This is a genomic window from Bacteroides sp. AN502(2024) (assembly GCF_041227145.1).
Taxonomy (GTDB): domain Bacteria; phylum Bacteroidota; class Bacteroidia; order Bacteroidales; family Bacteroidaceae; genus Bacteroides.
Window position 1 is genome coordinate 2147387 of the sequence record NZ_JBGFSP010000003.1, and the last position, 16774, is coordinate 2164160.

The 16774-nt window shown below is 43.1% G+C and carries 9 protein-coding genes; all 9 read right to left on the minus strand.

What is annotated here, in order from left to right:
• Positions 1-18: 18 nt before the first annotated feature.
• The 9 genes from AB9N12_RS08210 to AB9N12_RS08250 all read right to left on the minus strand — a co-directional run bounded on the left by AB9N12_RS08210 (position 19) and on the right by AB9N12_RS08250 (position 16570).
• The gene (locus AB9N12_RS08210; protein WP_369891278.1) at positions 19-2625 is read right to left on the minus strand and encodes a DUF4962 domain-containing protein; all 2607 of its coding nucleotides are present in this window, start codon (positions 2623-2625) and stop codon (positions 19-21) included.
• On the minus strand, positions 2622-3917 hold the full coding sequence (locus AB9N12_RS08215; RefSeq protein ID WP_369891280.1) for a sugar MFS transporter: 1296 nt from the start codon (positions 3915-3917) through the stop codon (positions 2622-2624). The genes AB9N12_RS08210 and AB9N12_RS08215 overlap by 4 nt, the downstream gene beginning before the upstream one ends.
• 14 nt (positions 3918-3931) lie before the next feature.
• Positions 3932-4861, minus strand: coding sequence for an ROK family protein (locus AB9N12_RS08220; RefSeq protein ID WP_369891282.1), 930 nt, complete (start codon positions 4859-4861; stop codon positions 3932-3934).
• Positions 4862-4887: 26 nt separating this feature from the next.
• Positions 4888-6516 carry a Tat pathway signal sequence gene (locus tag AB9N12_RS08225; protein ID WP_369891284.1) on the minus strand — a complete coding sequence of 543 codons (1629 nt, stop codon included), beginning with the start codon at positions 6514-6516 and terminating at the stop codon, positions 4888-4890.
• Positions 6517-6530: 14 nt separating this feature from the next.
• A complete protein-coding gene (locus tag AB9N12_RS08230) occupies positions 6531-8135 on the minus strand; it encodes a sulfatase (RefSeq protein WP_369891286.1) in 1605 nt (534 codons plus the stop codon).
• A gap of 13 nt (positions 8136-8148) precedes the next feature.
• Positions 8149-10146: a heparin-sulfate lyase HepC gene (gene hepC / locus AB9N12_RS08235; protein ID WP_369891288.1), complete on the minus strand. Its 1998-nt coding sequence runs from the start codon at positions 10144-10146 to the stop codon at positions 8149-8151.
• Between the two features lie 16 nt (positions 10147-10162).
• On the minus strand, positions 10163-11452 hold the full coding sequence (locus AB9N12_RS08240; protein WP_369891290.1) for a DUF4995 domain-containing protein: 1290 nt from the start codon (positions 11450-11452) through the stop codon (positions 10163-10165).
• Positions 11453-11572: 120 nt separating this feature from the next.
• Entirely contained in the window at positions 11573-13339 is a 1767-nt protein-coding gene (locus AB9N12_RS08245) for a RagB/SusD family nutrient uptake outer membrane protein (RefSeq protein WP_369891292.1), read from the minus strand.
• Between the two features lie 24 nt (positions 13340-13363).
• Positions 13364-16570: a SusC/RagA family TonB-linked outer membrane protein gene (locus AB9N12_RS08250; protein WP_369891294.1), complete on the minus strand. Its 3207-nt coding sequence runs from the start codon at positions 16568-16570 to the stop codon at positions 13364-13366.
• Positions 16571-16774 lie beyond the last annotated feature (204 nt).

Here is a 16774-nt window from a genome sequence, read left to right on the forward strand (position 1 = left end):
TTTTGCTTTAAAATGACATTATATTTCAAGTTCCGGTAAGGAATCAACCAGCTTTTTCTTTATTATTTTTCCGTCTACCCGATCTATAATGGTTGTGGCACCTTTGTTCGAGTCATAATTGAAGTCCAGCGAAACTCCGCTTTGTTCATTCTTTATATGCAGGAATGCATCACCTTCACTTTCCAGATTACATTCGATAATCCATCCTTCTACTGTTATGCGGTTCCCTTCATGATTAACCATAGCATCGGCACGGTTGTTTCCATGCACATCAATCACATTGAGAAAACATACCTTGCTGCAAGGAGTTGTTGTTGCTGTGAAATGATAATGATTGGAGAGAGTTTTGCCAAGTCGTTTTTTCCAATCGACAGCAGCTACGAAAAAGGTGTCTGTTTGCGCATAAGTCATTTTTTGTGAAGAGAACAGATGAGCTATGGATATTCCGTCTGCTTTGTTCTTTCCTAAAATGCGCAATCCGCCTTTCTCCTCAGTGACTTCCATAGGTAGCTCTACCGTATGCAGCAGGTAATCCCATTTCACCGGCTCTTTACCAACCATTTCATCGTAAACGACAAACAATCCCGAACGTCCCAGCTGAACAATATGCCTTCGGAAGAAATCCAGTTTATTCTCATCCCAGCCTTTTTCCGGTGTATACTGAGTACCGGACAAAAGTCCGCGTTTCAGCCACAACGGAGAAACCACTTTTCCATAAGCATTGGAAGCATCGCCTACGACGTAGGAGATTTCTTCTCCTTCATAATAACGAGGAATCCATCCATAACCTTCCGTTCCTATTTTTTGTCCCATACCATTCATCAATATGGAATTATGGGCGCGGGTATTCCGATAGGCATACATACAATGGTCATCTGTAAATCCGGTACGATGTCCACTGCTATAGAAAATCGCCTTTCCGCCAAAGAAGGTATTGAAGGCGTTTTGATTAGCTAAAGCATGGGAAGTGCTACCATAGGGACTGCTACGGAAAGAGAGCATGGCATTGTTGACGTGATGCCCTATGTCGGTGTGCATCAGTGCAGTGCCTGTCTGGCTGAAAACTTTGGATTGAGGCAGTTCCGACAGATGAGCGCTATAAGCAGGTCTTTCCTTCTTTGTTGTACAACGATACCAAGTCAAATCCGCAGGTTTAGCTTCGAATGCTTTCGACAGAATGTCAGGGTCTTCCTGCATAATTTCGTGCACATAAGCTGCCGCCCACGGATTGTTGCATTCGCGTGCCAGCGCATCGGCATATCCCACGCGACCTCCATTTGGAGTGCGCTGCCCCTCATGTGAGTTACCATGTCCTCCGGATTTAGAGAAGGGAGGTTGTTGGTAAATGACGTATAAAACATTGTTGTTATACCACGGATCGGCAAAGAAGTTGAAGCCGGATATGCGTGAGAAAAAGGCCGGTATCTCTATCAGTGTGCGTATATTTACGTGAAAATAAGAGTCTCCATTATGCCAGGCGCCATCCTCATTCAGTCCTGGAAGACGGGAAATCCATTCATTATAGCAATAATCCGTCCACACGGATGCTTCCGGAATTTCACCGACTGTGGCGAAGGCTGCCATTGTCAGAATACGGAAAGTCATTTGCCATACATGGTTATCTGCAATACGGTTCTCCAGATGATTAACGTATTCATGATAGAATTTATTTCCAATATTCCGGATGTTGTCTAATAGTAATTGTTTTTCTGACGGAGACAGCAGGTTGTAGAACCCGTCGTACGCTGATGTACTCATAGACAGTAAGGTGGATAGATTGAAGTCACCTGCAAAGTATTTGCTTGTTTGCCAAGAAAGAATTTTACTCAACCGATTGATGCCTTCCCGATAATACTTTTCATCTTTTGTCAGCAGATAGGCACGTACCAATGCTTCCACATTGGCTTCTTCTCTGTCCACAATCTTACGGCTCTCGCGGATAAGGGCTGATTTACGTTGTACGGCATTGGTTAATGTAACTACATTTGTTGTATCTATCTCCTCCTGAAGATGCTTCAATGGATGAGAAATGCACCGGGAAGCCATGTTCATATAGGCCTGAGCTTCCGGATTATTCTTATTCTTCGTTATAATTTCCTCCCAGTCATTCGCATCCAATAATACGCGTGGGTGGTGAGAAGGGTATTTTGCCAGGACTTTTTCTAATGCGGGGGGATTAAATTCCGGTGTGTCTTTACCTATATAAAATTGATAAACCGGTGACCATTCTTCTTTGCCTTCAGGAGTGACGTAAGCATGTTGCCAGTACCATTTTCCCTGAGCCAGGCACTGGAAGGGATTGAAAAAGGCCCAGGGGCGTTCCCCGGTCAACACTTCTTTTTGAAAGTTCTTGTCCTGGGAGATACGAATCCGATAGACTACCTTCGGCTTTTTATCCACTTGTCCCGGAACTCCATCCAATACCGGACCTAAATGCGGGAACTTGTCTGGCCACATAAAACGCGGCGGATTTACCTTGACGTAGGTACCATTTGCGGGAGAGGGAGTTGCACGAACTTCGTGCATCAATGTTTCATCAGAAGTTTTTATGACGGCAGATTGATTAGAACTACCGCATGCCATCAACAGGTAAAAGGCTGGTAAGCCCAATAATATCTTTTTCATTTCAGTCTTTTATTTTTGTTTTTGAAACCAATCAGTTCTTTCAGGCTGACTGTTTTATTGTTAACCAGCGGGTGTGCCCAAAAGCCGATAAACGTAATATATCCCATGAAAACTAGAATAAGGAGCATTCCCGTGTGTAATGAAGTGGCATCGGATACCAGGCTGACAAGTAGCGGGCCGCCTGCACCTCCCACAATTCCAGAGCAAAGAATACCGGCAAAAGAACCGTGATTCTGGGTTACTGTATTCAGAGCTAATGAGAATACAATGGAGTACATCATTGAAATGCAGAAACCGATTGCCGGAAATGCCCATATCGCAACTTTTGCAGGACCGAACAATGCCATCAACAGTAAACTCATGGAAAGTAGTCCTGATATTTGCAGGAGACGTTTACTGTCTATCAGCTTCAGCAAGAACATGCCAAACAGGCAACCAACAGTCATCGACCCCCAGAAATAGCTAATGCTTTGTGCACCGACAGTCTTTGGATCAATGTCATGATACTGTTCCAAGAATGTGCTCATAAAAATAGAGACACTCTGTTCTGTACTGACATAGCAGAAGATTCCCAAAAAGAAAAGCCATACGTATTTTTGATGGAACAATTGCTTATAGGAGGAAGAGGAACTGCTACGTTCATCATCTTTCAGTTCAATGTGCGGAAAATGAACGAATAATACAATGAGTAACATAGCCAGCAGCAGTGCTGTAAATATCCAATACAGGGAAACCCAGGGGAGAGTGACCGGAGTAATTTTTGCCAGGATATCCAGTAAGAAATTCTGTCCCTGCTGATAAACTTCCGGTTTTAGTGCATGTATCAGCCAGGTGTAAACCAAAGGACTGATAAAAGAGGCTACTCCGAAAACAAACTGTGCCAACTCTGCTATAAATGCATAATTCTCTTCTCCGCCGACAACACGTTGCAGAGGATTGATTACAGTCTGCAACATGGCCATTCCCAAACCAATGATAAAGGAAGACAGAAGCAGTATCGGATAAAAAGGAAAACATGCAAACAGGATAGTACCTATAAATGGTATTAGGAAGCCGGTAAATAGCACGGGTTTTTCTCCATATTTATCGATTAATACGCCTGCAGGTATCGACATGATGGCATAAGCCAGGAAAAAAGAGGTCGGTATAAACCCTGCCATTGCCAGATTTTTCAGTTCAAAGTTATGGATAATCTCAGGGATTAGCGGCCCGAGAATATTCGTAATGAATGAAATGGTAAACCAGAACATCATGATTGATGTCAGCATACCCCATTTCTTGTTATTTTTCATGATATATCGTTCGTTTATAGAATTAATGATGCGGCTCCGATAAGTCCGGCTTTATTACCTAATGATGCGGCTACAATTTCTGTATGTAAGGCACAATCTGTTATAACATGTTCCCGAACCACTTCCCTTATCTTCTCTAAGTAAAAAGTGCCGGATTCTGCAACACCTCCTCCTATTACGAACCGTTGGGGGCTGAATATGTTGACAAATCCAGCGATTCCTCTTCCCAGATAGTAGAAGTGTTCATTCATGCATTTAACAGCTATCGGAAAATCTTCATGATACAGGCGGACAATTAGTTCTCCGTTTATTTCCGTATCAAAGCTCAGGTTCTGCTCTTTAGCCAACGTGCTGAAACGTCTTACCAAAGCGGAAGTCGAGGCATAATGTTCCAGACAGCCAACCGCTCCGCAAGCACAACGTTCACCGTTGGCTATCAACGGCACGTGTCCCAGCTCCGTTCCCCGGTTGGCATAACCGTTGAATAATTTGCCATCAATAATGACGGCTCCGCCAATACCGGTTCCTACAGTCAGAAACACCACGTGGGTATAACCTCTTCCTGCACCATATTTCGTTTCTCCCAACCCCATCAGGTTGGCATCATTTCCAACGACTACCGGTATTTTCATCTGTTCTTCCAGAAGAGATGCCACATCTATGTTTTCCCAACCAATAATATTTTCCGCACCTCCCAGTACGATACGGTTCGTCTCATCTACAATCCCAGGTGTACCAATTCCGATGCCGAGTATAGTCCAGTTTTGTTTGACAGCTTCATCTTTTAACAACATGGCAGCTTTTGTCAACTGTTCGATTACTTTTGCAGCTGAAACAGAAGCAAAAGAGGGTAATTTTCCCTCAAAGAAAGAATTACCCGTTTTATCTACCAAAGCATATTTTATAGATGTGCCACCTAAGTCAATACCAATCGCATATTCCATAGTTTGCTGTATCAAATAAGGAAACATTATGTTCTTTCTACCCATATAGGAGAACTCCATGCCCATTGCTGGTCACGTTGGCGGACTCTGACATAGTAATAGTCTGTATCTCTTTCGGGTTGGGTATCTTCCATATAATGTTCAACCGTAAAGCAACTTTCCGGCATTGCACGGTTGAAGAGAATAGCTTCGCTGAGCCATCCTATCATGAAATGTGAATGGGAACCTTCCAAAAGTTCACCCAACGAATGTTCAAATTTCTTGCCATTGAATTCGGCTGTAATCATGCCGTCTTTAGGCATAGTCACATCCAAAATGACAGCTTGCATGGCAGGAGTGGTTGTGTTTGGGTTCTTGGAACTGTACATATCCAACTCTGTATCTTTGTCCGTAACAGACACAATACGGTTTACTTTTGTTTCGAACTCAGCTTCTCCAGGTTGCGGAGAGGTGAAGGCAGCGCCACGGAAGCAAGGTTCCACGGCATTGATATTCCCTTTATTTATGGACAGCTTTCCTTGCCAATGTACATACTGCTCTTCACGATTCCACCCAAAATCAATCTTTACCTTGCAACGTACCATATCTCCTTCCGGTATTTCGGGCAACAACGGGCCGCTTAAACGGGCAATGCACTTTCTATTTTTGATGATGTCAATATAATCAATACAGCTGCCTCCCTCCACATTCAGATAAATACGGCGGCTGTTTCCCCGTACTACATCACCCGGAAACGCGTCATTCAGACGGAAATCTATATTGATCTTATCACCTGTGGCACAGCAGACGTGACGGTTCTTCATGGCATCCCAGATTTTATCACGAGTCAATGACTCTGCAAGGATACCTATGCGACCGTCACCGTAGCTGCCTGGATAACCAGCATGTTGGTCGGTCGAACCCATAATGCCGAATTTCTTACCTTGTTCCAATCCGTATTGAATGGTACCTTCCCATTGGCGAGGACCCATATCATGCAGATAATTATAGTCTCCCTGATCGCTCTCTGCCAATCCATGACGGGAATACATCTCTACAAATGGAGTCTGGTCTCCTTCAGTAAAGAAATTCCAGTTATATCCGCGATACCCGGTCTGATAACCCATGTGATGCGGTGTGATAAAAACCTTATGTCCGCGTGCTTTCTGCTTCCAATCTTCAATGGATGTACACTCCACCAGCGGAGCATCCAAATCGTAATTCAAAGCTACATGATCGCCATGTTCCATGCTATGGGCTTCGTAGCCGACAAAGGTCAGGAATTCTCCCTCCTTGTTGTATTCATTGGTCATAGCTACGTACTTCTCATACCCGCCTTCGCGCAACCGCTTGAAAGCACCGGTATGGTAATCAATCACCCATTTCAGGCGAGGATCGTCCGAGCCCGGAATATCGGGCCACATGGCATGAGGAGTGACGGATACAAAATCCAATTGTTCCTTGGCTGCTTCAAATGCAGAACGCATGTCGCCATGACCATAGGTTATATTACAATGGTTGTGCAAATCTCCCCAGAAATACTTCAGATTACTGGCAGAGGGCATGACTTTCTTTCCTGCGGCAGTTCCTTGCTGACATGCAGATAATAAATTGCTGGAAGCGGCCAATCCGATAAGGGACCAGCCTGTATGCTTTAAAAATTTTCTTCTATCCATGGTATTTATTTAGATTATCTATTTTTCATTAACCGCCTGTCGCCTTTGAACAGTTCGTTTACCTTTTCATCAGGGTCATCATCCTTATACTGTTGCTGGGTTTCTTTCAGCAGTGATATAAGTTCCGCTCGTTTGTCGGCATATTCCGGTTTGTCAAACACATTAGTTAGTTCACTCGGATCGTTCTTTAAGTCGTACATTTCCCACTCGTCCACATCATTATAGAAGTGAATCAGCTTGAAGTCTGTGGTGCGAATGCCATAATGCCTTTTGACCGAATGCTCTGCCGGATATTCATAATAGTGGTAATAGGCAGCTTTCCTCCAGTCTGCCGGAGTTTTCCCCTCATTGTTCAAAATTGGTTTGAGAGACTTTCCTTGAATATCTGCCGGTATATCTACTCCCGCAAAATCCAACAATGTAGGAGCGAAATCCACATTCATGGCAATGGCACTCGATACACTACCCGCCTTGATTGCTTTCGGATAGCGGATAACCAGTGGCATACGCTGGCATTCTTCATACATAAAGCGTTTGTCAAACCAGCCATGTTCGCCCAAGAAGAATCCTTGATCCGAAGTATAGATAATGATCGTATTGTCCAGCTCACCGTTTTTTTCCAGATAACTGAGTAGTCTTCCTATGTTTTCGTCCACGGCTACAATAGTTGCCAGATAATCGCGCATATATTGCTGGTACTTCCAACTAATCAGTTCTTTTCCTTTTAAGTTGTCGTTGCGGTATTCTGAAATACGTTGGGCGTATGCTGAATCCCACTTATCCTGTACATCAGCCGGCATACGCTTGTAAACTTGATAGAGGCGATTCGTTGTATCCTTCAGCATTTCTTCACGGGTCAGCAGTTTCAAATCCCAGTCATTGGTCAGTGTATGTTCAATGGACATATCCTGTTCTCTGGCAGCAGAACCTCTGCCTTCGTATGTATCGAAAAGTGTGACAGGTTCGGGGAATACCGTGTTGTTGAACATTCCCAAATGGCGGGGGGCAGGCATCCAGTTACGGTGCGGGGCTTTCTGGTGATACATCATACAGAAAGGTTTGCTTTTATCTCGATGTTCCAGATATTCGATGGCCTTGTCTGTGATAATATCGGTTGTATATCCCTGCTCTACAATTTGCTTCCCGTTCTCATTAAAATCGGGGTTGTAATAATCGCCTTGTTCATGCTGTCCTGTCAGGATGCACCAGTAGTCAAACCCTTGCGGTTCGGTAATCAGATGCCATTTACCGATAATGGAAGTCTGGTAACCGGCAGCTTGCAACAATTTGGGGAAGGTTTGTTGACTGCCGTCAAAAGTGCTGGCATTGTCTGTGAATCCGTTGATATGGCTGAATTTGCCCGTCAAGATACAAGCCCTTGACGGACCGGATAAAGCATTGACCGCATAACAATTGTCCATACGAATACCTTCATTGGCAATCCTGTCCATGTTGGGAGTCTGAAGAAGACGTCCACCGTAACATGAAATGGCTTGCGTAGTATGGTCGTCCGTCATCATAAAGATTATATTCGGACGTTTCGCTTCCTCTTTGCCGGAACTGCAAGCGGACATCCCGATGGCAGTCAAAGGCAGAAATATGTATGATAAACGATTCATTATAAAAGTTTTCTTATAATTTATATTCCAATTGACGTTTCTTTCCATCAACAGAAACTTCTATTCTCACCCCATTTTCGTCAAATGCCTTGTTCAGGAACGTAGCTTTGAGTACAGGGAAGGAAGCTGCATTTTTCGACGGATAAAGAATGGTTATGTAGCGTACGGCATCTGAATCTTTTTTATCTATATCAAAAGAAACGGCTGTACGAGGTACACGCACACGATAGGCCGTTGAACGCCAGCCTTCTTTCTCTTTCATTGAAACTTTCTTTTCGGCAAAGCATTGCAGTTTCACGTTGCTTGGTCCTTCATAGGCTGTAGTCAGCATATTATTCTTTCTGTCTATGTTTACAGTACCTTCACACAAATGATAGTTTAGGTTCACTGTCCCTTTCGCATTTCCTACGGCTTCATCTACAATTACAAAATAAGATTGGTCTACAAAGAAGACGGAGCGTCTGTGTTTCAAACCATCATAATGCGGATTCTCAGTCACCAGGATTTGCTCATTGCCTTCGGGCTTCCAAAGTTTAGTGACAGATTGGGTTGTTTGCAGATTTTTTTCATCCAATGTCAACGTATTGTGAGAACTTGTCCGGCGGAACCAGTTACGAAGTTTCATAACTTCATCATCACCGGCATAAACGTAGGAACCGCTATCCGGGAAGAGATTCCGGCCATTGAACCAAAATTCAAAAGTTCCATTATCCGGTTGGCAGTGCCATTCCCCTTTAGGACCAGCCTTTACAACCATGACGGTAGCATCTTGCTTCCAACCGTTTCTGAAAGTGAAGAAACCGGAAGTCAGCGCACCATGAGATAGGTTGGGCAAGGGAACGCCTTCACGGCCTTCTGTGGCATAATAACGAATCCATTCACAATCCGGAAATAATTTGAGCCAATCTTTGTAATTACGGATTTCTGACGGACGGCTTCCTAACTTGGCATCACTGAAGCAGGGATTGCTGTAATCCGGGAAACAGATATTAGTATAAAATTCAATCATATTCTTGATTGTATTTACGTATTCGACAGGGAATTCCTGACGGAAACCATTGACATCCGCCATGCGCAAGGCTTTGCAAAAAATATTGATTGCCGCCAGATGATAATGTGGGTCCAGTTCATATTGGCCACCATCCGGATAAACTTGTTTCTTTATTTCGCGGTTCAATATGTTTATACCGCTTTTTCTCCATCCGGCTGCTTCCCTGAATTCGGGAAAAAATGCACCTGCATATACCATTCGTTGAGCTTCAAACAGTAAATGATTACCCTGATCTGAGTAATTACCAAGAATGTGCAAGGCATGCCGATGATAATTAATCAGAAATTCAGTCAGAAACTCCGGACTGAAAGCCTTTGAAGGAATGAACAACAGGAATTGCAGCGTTTGATCCTGTAAACGGTTACTCACCTCCAGAGGACGCCATGCAAAGCGTACATTTTCCGCTTTTCCTTTTACTTCACCTGCGCTGACCAGTTCGTATTCTTCTTTCTCTACTGCTGTCAAAGGATTCTTTTTAATCCAATCCATATACTGAAATGCCCATTCTTTGGCATATTTTTCATCTCCGGAGATTCGGTACGCCTTGCCCATTGGCGTGAACCATTTGTGGCGGTGCAATTGCCAGCGCAACTCATTATCCTGTACTGGCCAATATTGCCAGTTGATATCTTTGCCATAATTATAGGAAGGCTGATATCCCTTGTGTACAAAAAATGTATGTTCCAAGGCATCATCTGCCCATTTCTGTTCTTCTTTGGAGATTTTGATATTTTTCATATCGATATCGGGATGCCCTATACCAGTACGTTGACGGTAATAGTCCAATAAAGCTTTGGCTGCTTCGTCCCATTGTTGTTGGTCACATGCAGCTTTTACCTTTTCCAATCCCGGATAATCCAGATTCAACAAGCTAAAAGCTTCTTTCCTCAGTTGCTGTGCTTCCGTGCATAGGGCAACCAGCAAAAAAGTAAAACTAAGAATATACTTTGTTATTTTCATGGTATATTAATATCCTTTAGAGTGATTTGTAGTCAAGTTTTTTAACTTTCATATATCGGGCTAAAGCTTCCAAATAATAATAATCGGCATAATTGATAGGCGTATCAATTTCAGAACCATTAGGCAATGAGCCTGTAGAATGCATCAGGATAAATCCTTGGTTAGTGCCGACCTTTGCCAAGTAAGCATTGGAGGAGAGAGACTTGAGCAGTTTCTCGGCATAATCGAAATATATCTGTCCATCCTCTACCAAAGTGCTGAGTTCTATCAAAGCAGAAGCTGTGATAGAGGCAGCTGATGCATCACGAGGCGTTTCCGGTGTAACCGGGGCATCATAGTCCCATGAAGGAATCGCATCGTCAGTCTTTACACGTGCCATGATCAACGCTGCAATATTTTGGGCTTGCTGTAAGAAAGCTGTATCTTTTGATTCACGATAGCAGGATGTATATCCATATACTCCCCAGGCTTGTCCACGCGCCCATGAGGAATCATCATTTTTCCCCTGATGCGTACATTTTATCTCTACACTGCCATCGTTGTTGTAGCTTACTACGTGATAAGATGAATGATCGTTTCTGAAATGGTTCTTCATTGTTGTCTCAGCATGTTTCAGTGCGATTTCTTTATACTTCGGATTATGGGTCAAGTGATTGACGTAAAATAATAGATCCAGATTCATCATATTATCAATAATCACAGGAAAATTCCATTTCCCGAAATCCCAAGAACGAATACAGCCTATGATCGAATCAAAACGGCTACACAAATTATCAGCAGTCTGTACCAATATTTGACGGATAGAATCAGCAGGGGCCAAGCGATATGCATTGCCATAACTGCAATTCATCATGAAGCCGATGTCGTGTGTACCTTTATAATCTTTCACCGGGTACAGGTAATTCGTAAATTTCACAGCATCTTTTTTCAACTCTTCAATGCCGGTCAGCTGGTATGCGTACCACAAGTTTCCGGGGAAAAAACCACTTGTCCAATCATAAATGGAATTGCAATATCTACGGCTTCCCAGAGCATCTTTCATAGGTTTTACCCGCAAGGAGTCTTTGAACGTTGCAGGATCTCTTTGTAGCTGACTACAGAGAAAATCCATATCGTATCCCGTCCAAATGGAACGGGGTAACAAGACTGAATCTCCTATATCGGCCACTGTTTCTTCCAGTTGTTGCACAGAAGTATCTATTGCGTTTTTCAACCAGCTGTAATCTTCTTTGGATCGACTGGGTGAACAGCTGGAGAGCCCTTGTAGTGTAGCAACTGCGTAACAAAATAGTAGAAATTTTTTCATATATGTGTCTATTCTATTGGTTATATCTGCTCAAATTATCATCCTTGCATTATGAGGATGGAGAAATAATAAGAGTTTATACTTATTTCTCCATCCATTGTCAGTTCATACAAAATGAAATTACTCAAATCCCGGATTGTTTTCTCCGTTCAAAGCTGCATTCGATTGGATTTCGGCCAATGGAATGGGATAGAGTTCATGCTTGCCTTTGGTAAAGTTGTGGCCAGCTACGTAGTTGGACTTAGCCCATTTCACCGGATTCCAATCATTACGTGCAGCATTCGTTATATATTCATCCGGTCCTGGAATCCATGATTCCATATAGTTCTGAGCAGCTTCTAAAGATTCTTTCAAGATACCCCAGCGTAGTAGATCATATTTACGTTGACCTTCGTAGCAAAGTTCAAAAGCGCGTTCCCAATACAAGGCTGTACGGAATTTGCCGGCATCGTCACCATCCGGAATGAATGGTAAATCATACAATTTCGGAGCCTTCAACAAGCTTGAATAATTGCTGGCGCTTATAGGAGTAGCACCGGCACGGACACGGACGTCATTTAATAATTTCCATGCTTCAGTGGTATTATCGGTTTCGTTATAAGCTTCAGCTGCCATCAGAACAGCATCGGCATAACGCAACGGAGCATAGTTGACGCCTGTATTGTTGGGGTCCACAAAACCCGGAGCCATCCATTCTCTACGCCATTTACCCGGATATCTGTACAGATTTTTGCTGATTTCGTTAGAAGTATACTTTTTTTCCTGGATTTCTTTATTCTTGTTCCACTTGATAGCATAGTCCACAAAATTCACGTCACGACGTATATCTTTTATGCTTCCATCTTCATTTGATTCATAGAAAGACTTCCAATATGGCAATACCAGAAAGAAAGCATTGGCGCGTCCCATATAACTGCTTGTACCGGGGTACTTTCCCGGAGCATCTACAAGTGGTCCGTTGTAAGTAGCCCATACACCGGCATTGTCTTTCTGACCCTGGTTGGGTTCAAAAGCAATTTCCCAAAGAGATTCTTGATTGTTCAATATCAGTTGAGAATAGTTTTTGAACAGTTGCTCATAACCCTCTGCGTAAAAATTATGATAGCCTTCAGCCTTCAGAGCTTCCCATTCCTTAATCACTGCTTTAAAATATTCCTTTCGGGTAGTATCGTCCGGACGGGTCAATTGACGTGATGAACGGTTCAGACTATAGCCGGCGCGTTGCAAATAGACACGCATCAGTAACGTACGGGCAGCACCGCTACAAGGTATTTCAGAAGAGGCTACTTCACGACCGGATTTCAAATGTGTTTTTGCATAGTTCAAATCTTCGATGATTTGGTCATAAATCAGTTCACGGTCGGTACGAGGTTTGGATGTATTGCCAAAGCTATTCGTATATTCCGTGCTAAACGGTACGTCACCAAAGAATTTCACCAGGTCAAAAGCTATGTAAGCACGGAGGAATCGAGCTTGCCCGTCAATTTCCTGCAGGTTTTTGTTTTCTGCAAAACCTGACATAGCTTCGATGCCGGCAATAGCTACGTTGGCACGGTCGAGAGCTTGATAAGCACATCTCCATACACTGGCAATCCAGGTATTGGAAGAGTTGTACAGATAGTGGGATATGTCACGGCGAGTTCCGTCCGAACCGGTTCCACGTACCATGAACATATCGTCCGATCCAAAGAACGGCATGATATTTTGTCCATAATAGTCTGTAGTTTCAAGACAGTCATAGATTCCGACTACAGCCATCTGGGCTTTTTCTTCTGTCACAAAATAAGTATCTTTATCGTAGAATGAGCTGGGCTTTTCAGTCAGGTCACAGGAAGTAACCCCTACAAGCATCATTGCGCCAAGCGCATATATCATTTTATTTTTCATTTTATTTTTCCTTTTAAATTCTAATTAAAATGCTACGTTCACACCAAAAACGAAAGAGCGACTTCTGGGGTAAGCACCGAAATCAACACCAGGAGTTAATGAGCTGCTCATGGTAGATACTTCCGGATCGAAACCGGTATAAGGGGTCCATGTGAATAAGTTATTACCCGTTGCATACAAGCGTAGTTTAGTCAGACCGATTTTATTGATCACTTTCTTGGGGAAGGTATATCCTAAAGTGATATTACTCAACTTCAAATAAGAAGCATCTTCAATGGCCCAGGAGTGAATGTAGGTGTTGTTTGAACCGTTGTCACCGAAATGAGCTACGGTTTTGCCTTGGTTCACTGCTGCCAGTTCTTCAGGATTCGTAATCAATTCTCCATTGGCATTGATGGTCACCCAACGATGGGCTTCATCGGCCACCGATAAAACGTTTTTGTTGGTAAGGGCGGTTTTGGTATTGGTCAACTTGGTAGCATTCAGTACTTCTGCACCATAGCTATAAGTAAAGAAGATGCTCAGGTCGAAATTCTTCCAATTAAAAGTATTGTTGATACCGCCATAGAAATCAGGCAGGGCATTACCGATAATGGTCTTATCGCTTTCGGTAATTTGGTTGTCTTCACTACCGTCTACGTTCTTAAATTTCCAGTAACCCGGTTGGATATTTTTCTTGTCGCCATGATAAGGTATACCATCTTTCAATGTATACGTTTTGGTGGTAGCATCATAATTGAAGTCTTCCACCTGATACAATCCGTCAGTCACATAACCGTAGAATTGTCCCAACGGTTGGTCTACCCCAATCTGGTGAGATGCCCCTGCACCGTTATAACCAAAGTTAGCCAGATACAACTGTACTTTTTCACCTGTCAGTTTCTTCACCTTGTTTTTGTTGTGGGAGAAAGTAACTGAAGTGTTCCAAGTAAAATCTTTGGATACAATGTTTGCCGTATTGATAGTCAAATCCACACCCATGTTTTCAGTTTCGCCTGCGTTGATAACCATACTGGTGTAACCGGAAGAGTTCGGTAATTTGGCATTCAGCAGCAGGTTGCTACTGCGATTGATGTAGAATTCAGGAGTGAATGTGATACGCTGGTTCAAGAAACCAAAATCCATTCCTACGTTAAATGTCTTGTTTGCCTCCCATTTCAGATCGGAATTAGTTATTTGGCTGGAAGCATAACCGGCCTGTGCACCATTGCCATTGGCAGCAGTAACAGACCCCATAAGAGCAAGACTTTGATAACTGTCAATACGGTTGTTACCTGCCAGACCATAACCGATACGGAATTTTAAGTCGGAGAAGATTCCCAAATCCTTGATAAATGCTTCTTCGCCTATACGCCATGCAGCTGAGAAAGCCGGGAAGTAACCCCACTTGTTGTTCTTACCGAACTTGGAAGAACCGTCGGCACGAATCGAAGCAGTGAAGAGATATTTCTCCATTAGGTTGTAGTTTATACGTCCGAAGAAGGAGAGCAATTTGTCATCGTAGTTTTCAGTGGAAGTGGGAACTCCCGGAATACCCAGTGAGAGGTCTCCCAAACCTATTTCATCATTCGGGAACTGGTTGGCACTTGCAGAAAAACTGCGTGACCATCTTTCCACATATTCATGTCCGGCAATGGCTGTAAAGTCATGAATTTTGTTTTTCCAAGAATAGGTCAAAACATTGGAAGTCTGGAAACTGCTATTTTCCAGATTGGTAATTGAACCTTGAATACTGGAACGCTTACCTGTAATAGACTCATCTCCATAGAATATATCATTGCGACGAGTCTGATAGCGCATACCTACCGTACTACGGAAAGAGAGTCCTTTCAGCAGTTTGATGGTAGCACCACCATTGGCTTGGAAAGTGCGCCATTCTTTGTTTTTAAGTTCTTCTGCTGCCGAAATCAGCGGATTCTGCATCACATTGCCATTATCATCTGCCAACAGCGGGTCTTCACCGTGTAGTAAATCTTCATCTACCCCTATAATACCTACTGTAGGGCGGTACTGCAAGATGTGCTGCATTTTGTTGAAGCGGTCACCGCCTTCCGATGTACCCATGCCTTCCACGCGCATTTGGTCGTAGCTGATACGTGAATTTACTGTCAACCATTTATTTATCTCATGGTTCATGTTGAATGAGATGTTATGTTTTTTGCTACCGCTGTATACCATAGCACCCTCTTCGTTGTAGTATGAATAAGCCAGACTGTAACTCATTTTCTCCGTCTTTCCGGATACACCTACCCGATAGTTCTGGGTAATGGCATTGCGCCCTAAGGCTTCATCTTGCCAATCGATACCCTTGCGACCGTTATATATGGAAGCAAAATCGCTGAACTTGCCATATCTTTCTTCCCATTTGGTTATACCATCCGCACCGGAATCTCCCGTACCCATTCTCCACAATGTACGTTCGTAATCCAGTCTGGCAAATTCACCGGCATTAAGTACATCCAACTTGTTTGCAATCTTTTTGACACCTACATAACTGTCGAAAGTCACTGTAGCCTTGCCACCTGATTTACTGCCATTCTTTGTCGTAATAACAACTACACCATTAGCGCCACGAGCACCATAGATGGCAGTGGCCGAAGCATCCTTCAACACGTCGATGGTTTCAATTTCAGCGGGGTCGAGGGTAGACATACCGTCTTCACTGGGGAAACCGTCAATAATGTAAAGGGGTTCGTTACTTTGTGTGATAGAGATACCTCCACGTACACGTACGGAAATAGCGGCACCCGGAGTTCCTTCACTTTGTTGCACCATCACACCTGCCATGCGCCCGGTTAAAGCTTGTGTCACATCACTTACCGGTACTTTAGCAAGTTCTTTGCTGCTAACAGAGGTTACCGAGCTGGTCAAATCTCTACGAGGAACAGCGGCATAACCGATAATTACAATGTCTTCCAGTAATACGGCATCAGCTTGTAGAGTCACGTTTATTACACTTCGATTATTGACTTTCACTTCTTGCGAAGTCATGCCTACATAAGAGAAAACCAATACATCTTTGGATGCATTATTCACTTTCAGAGTGTAGTTACCATTTGCATCGGTAACTGTTCCAACACCGGTAACTCCTTTAATAGTTACGCTACCTCCAATTACTTCATATCCTTCGCTATCAACCACCTTACCGGTTACTGTCAAACTCTGTGCGTATGTAAGCATGTTGACAAAAGCGAGAATAAACATTAAAATACATTTTTTTAACCTGTACATAATAAATAAATCTAAGGTTTAATTTTAGAATTTTTTCAGAAGGCAAACATACGACAAGGAATAAAAAAAGTGTAAAAGAATTGTTTTTGTTACTCTTACTTTTACACTTTTCCCATACTAATATTGTTCACTACACATCGTTTTTGTGCAAAAATGACTTTACGGATGGCTGGAAGCGGGTGATTACCCGATTAAGCAGTAGTT

Bases quoted from the DNA above. Each gene is read 5' to 3' on its own strand.
- AB9N12_RS08210 (WP_369891278.1), bottom strand. From the start codon at position 2,625: ATGAAAAAGATATTATTGGGCTTACCAGCCTTTTACCTGTTGATGGCA.
- AB9N12_RS08240 (WP_369891290.1), bottom strand. From the start codon at position 11,452: ATGAAAAAATTTCTACTATTTTGTTACGCAGTTGCTACACTACAAGGG.
- AB9N12_RS08245 (WP_369891292.1), bottom strand. From the start codon at position 13,339: ATGAAAAATAAAATGATATATGCGCTTGGCGCAATGATGCTTGTAGGG.
- hepC (WP_369891288.1), bottom strand. From the start codon at position 10,146: ATGAAAATAACAAAGTATATTCTTAGTTTTACTTTTTTGCTGGTTGCC.
- AB9N12_RS08220 (WP_369891282.1), bottom strand. From the start codon at position 4,861: ATGGAATATGCGATTGGTATTGACTTAGGTGGCACATCTATAAAATAT.
- AB9N12_RS08230 (WP_369891286.1), bottom strand. From the start codon at position 8,135: ATGAATCGTTTATCATACATATTTCTGCCTTTGACTGCCATCGGGATG.
- AB9N12_RS08215 (WP_369891280.1), bottom strand. From the start codon at position 3,917: ATGAAAAATAACAAGAAATGGGGTATGCTGACATCAATCATGATGTTC.
- AB9N12_RS08225 (WP_369891284.1), bottom strand. From the start codon at position 6,516: ATGGATAGAAGAAAATTTTTAAAGCATACAGGCTGGTCCCTTATCGGA.
- AB9N12_RS08250 (WP_369891294.1), bottom strand. From the start codon at position 16,570: ATGTACAGGTTAAAAAAATGTATTTTAATGTTTATTCTCGCTTTTGTC.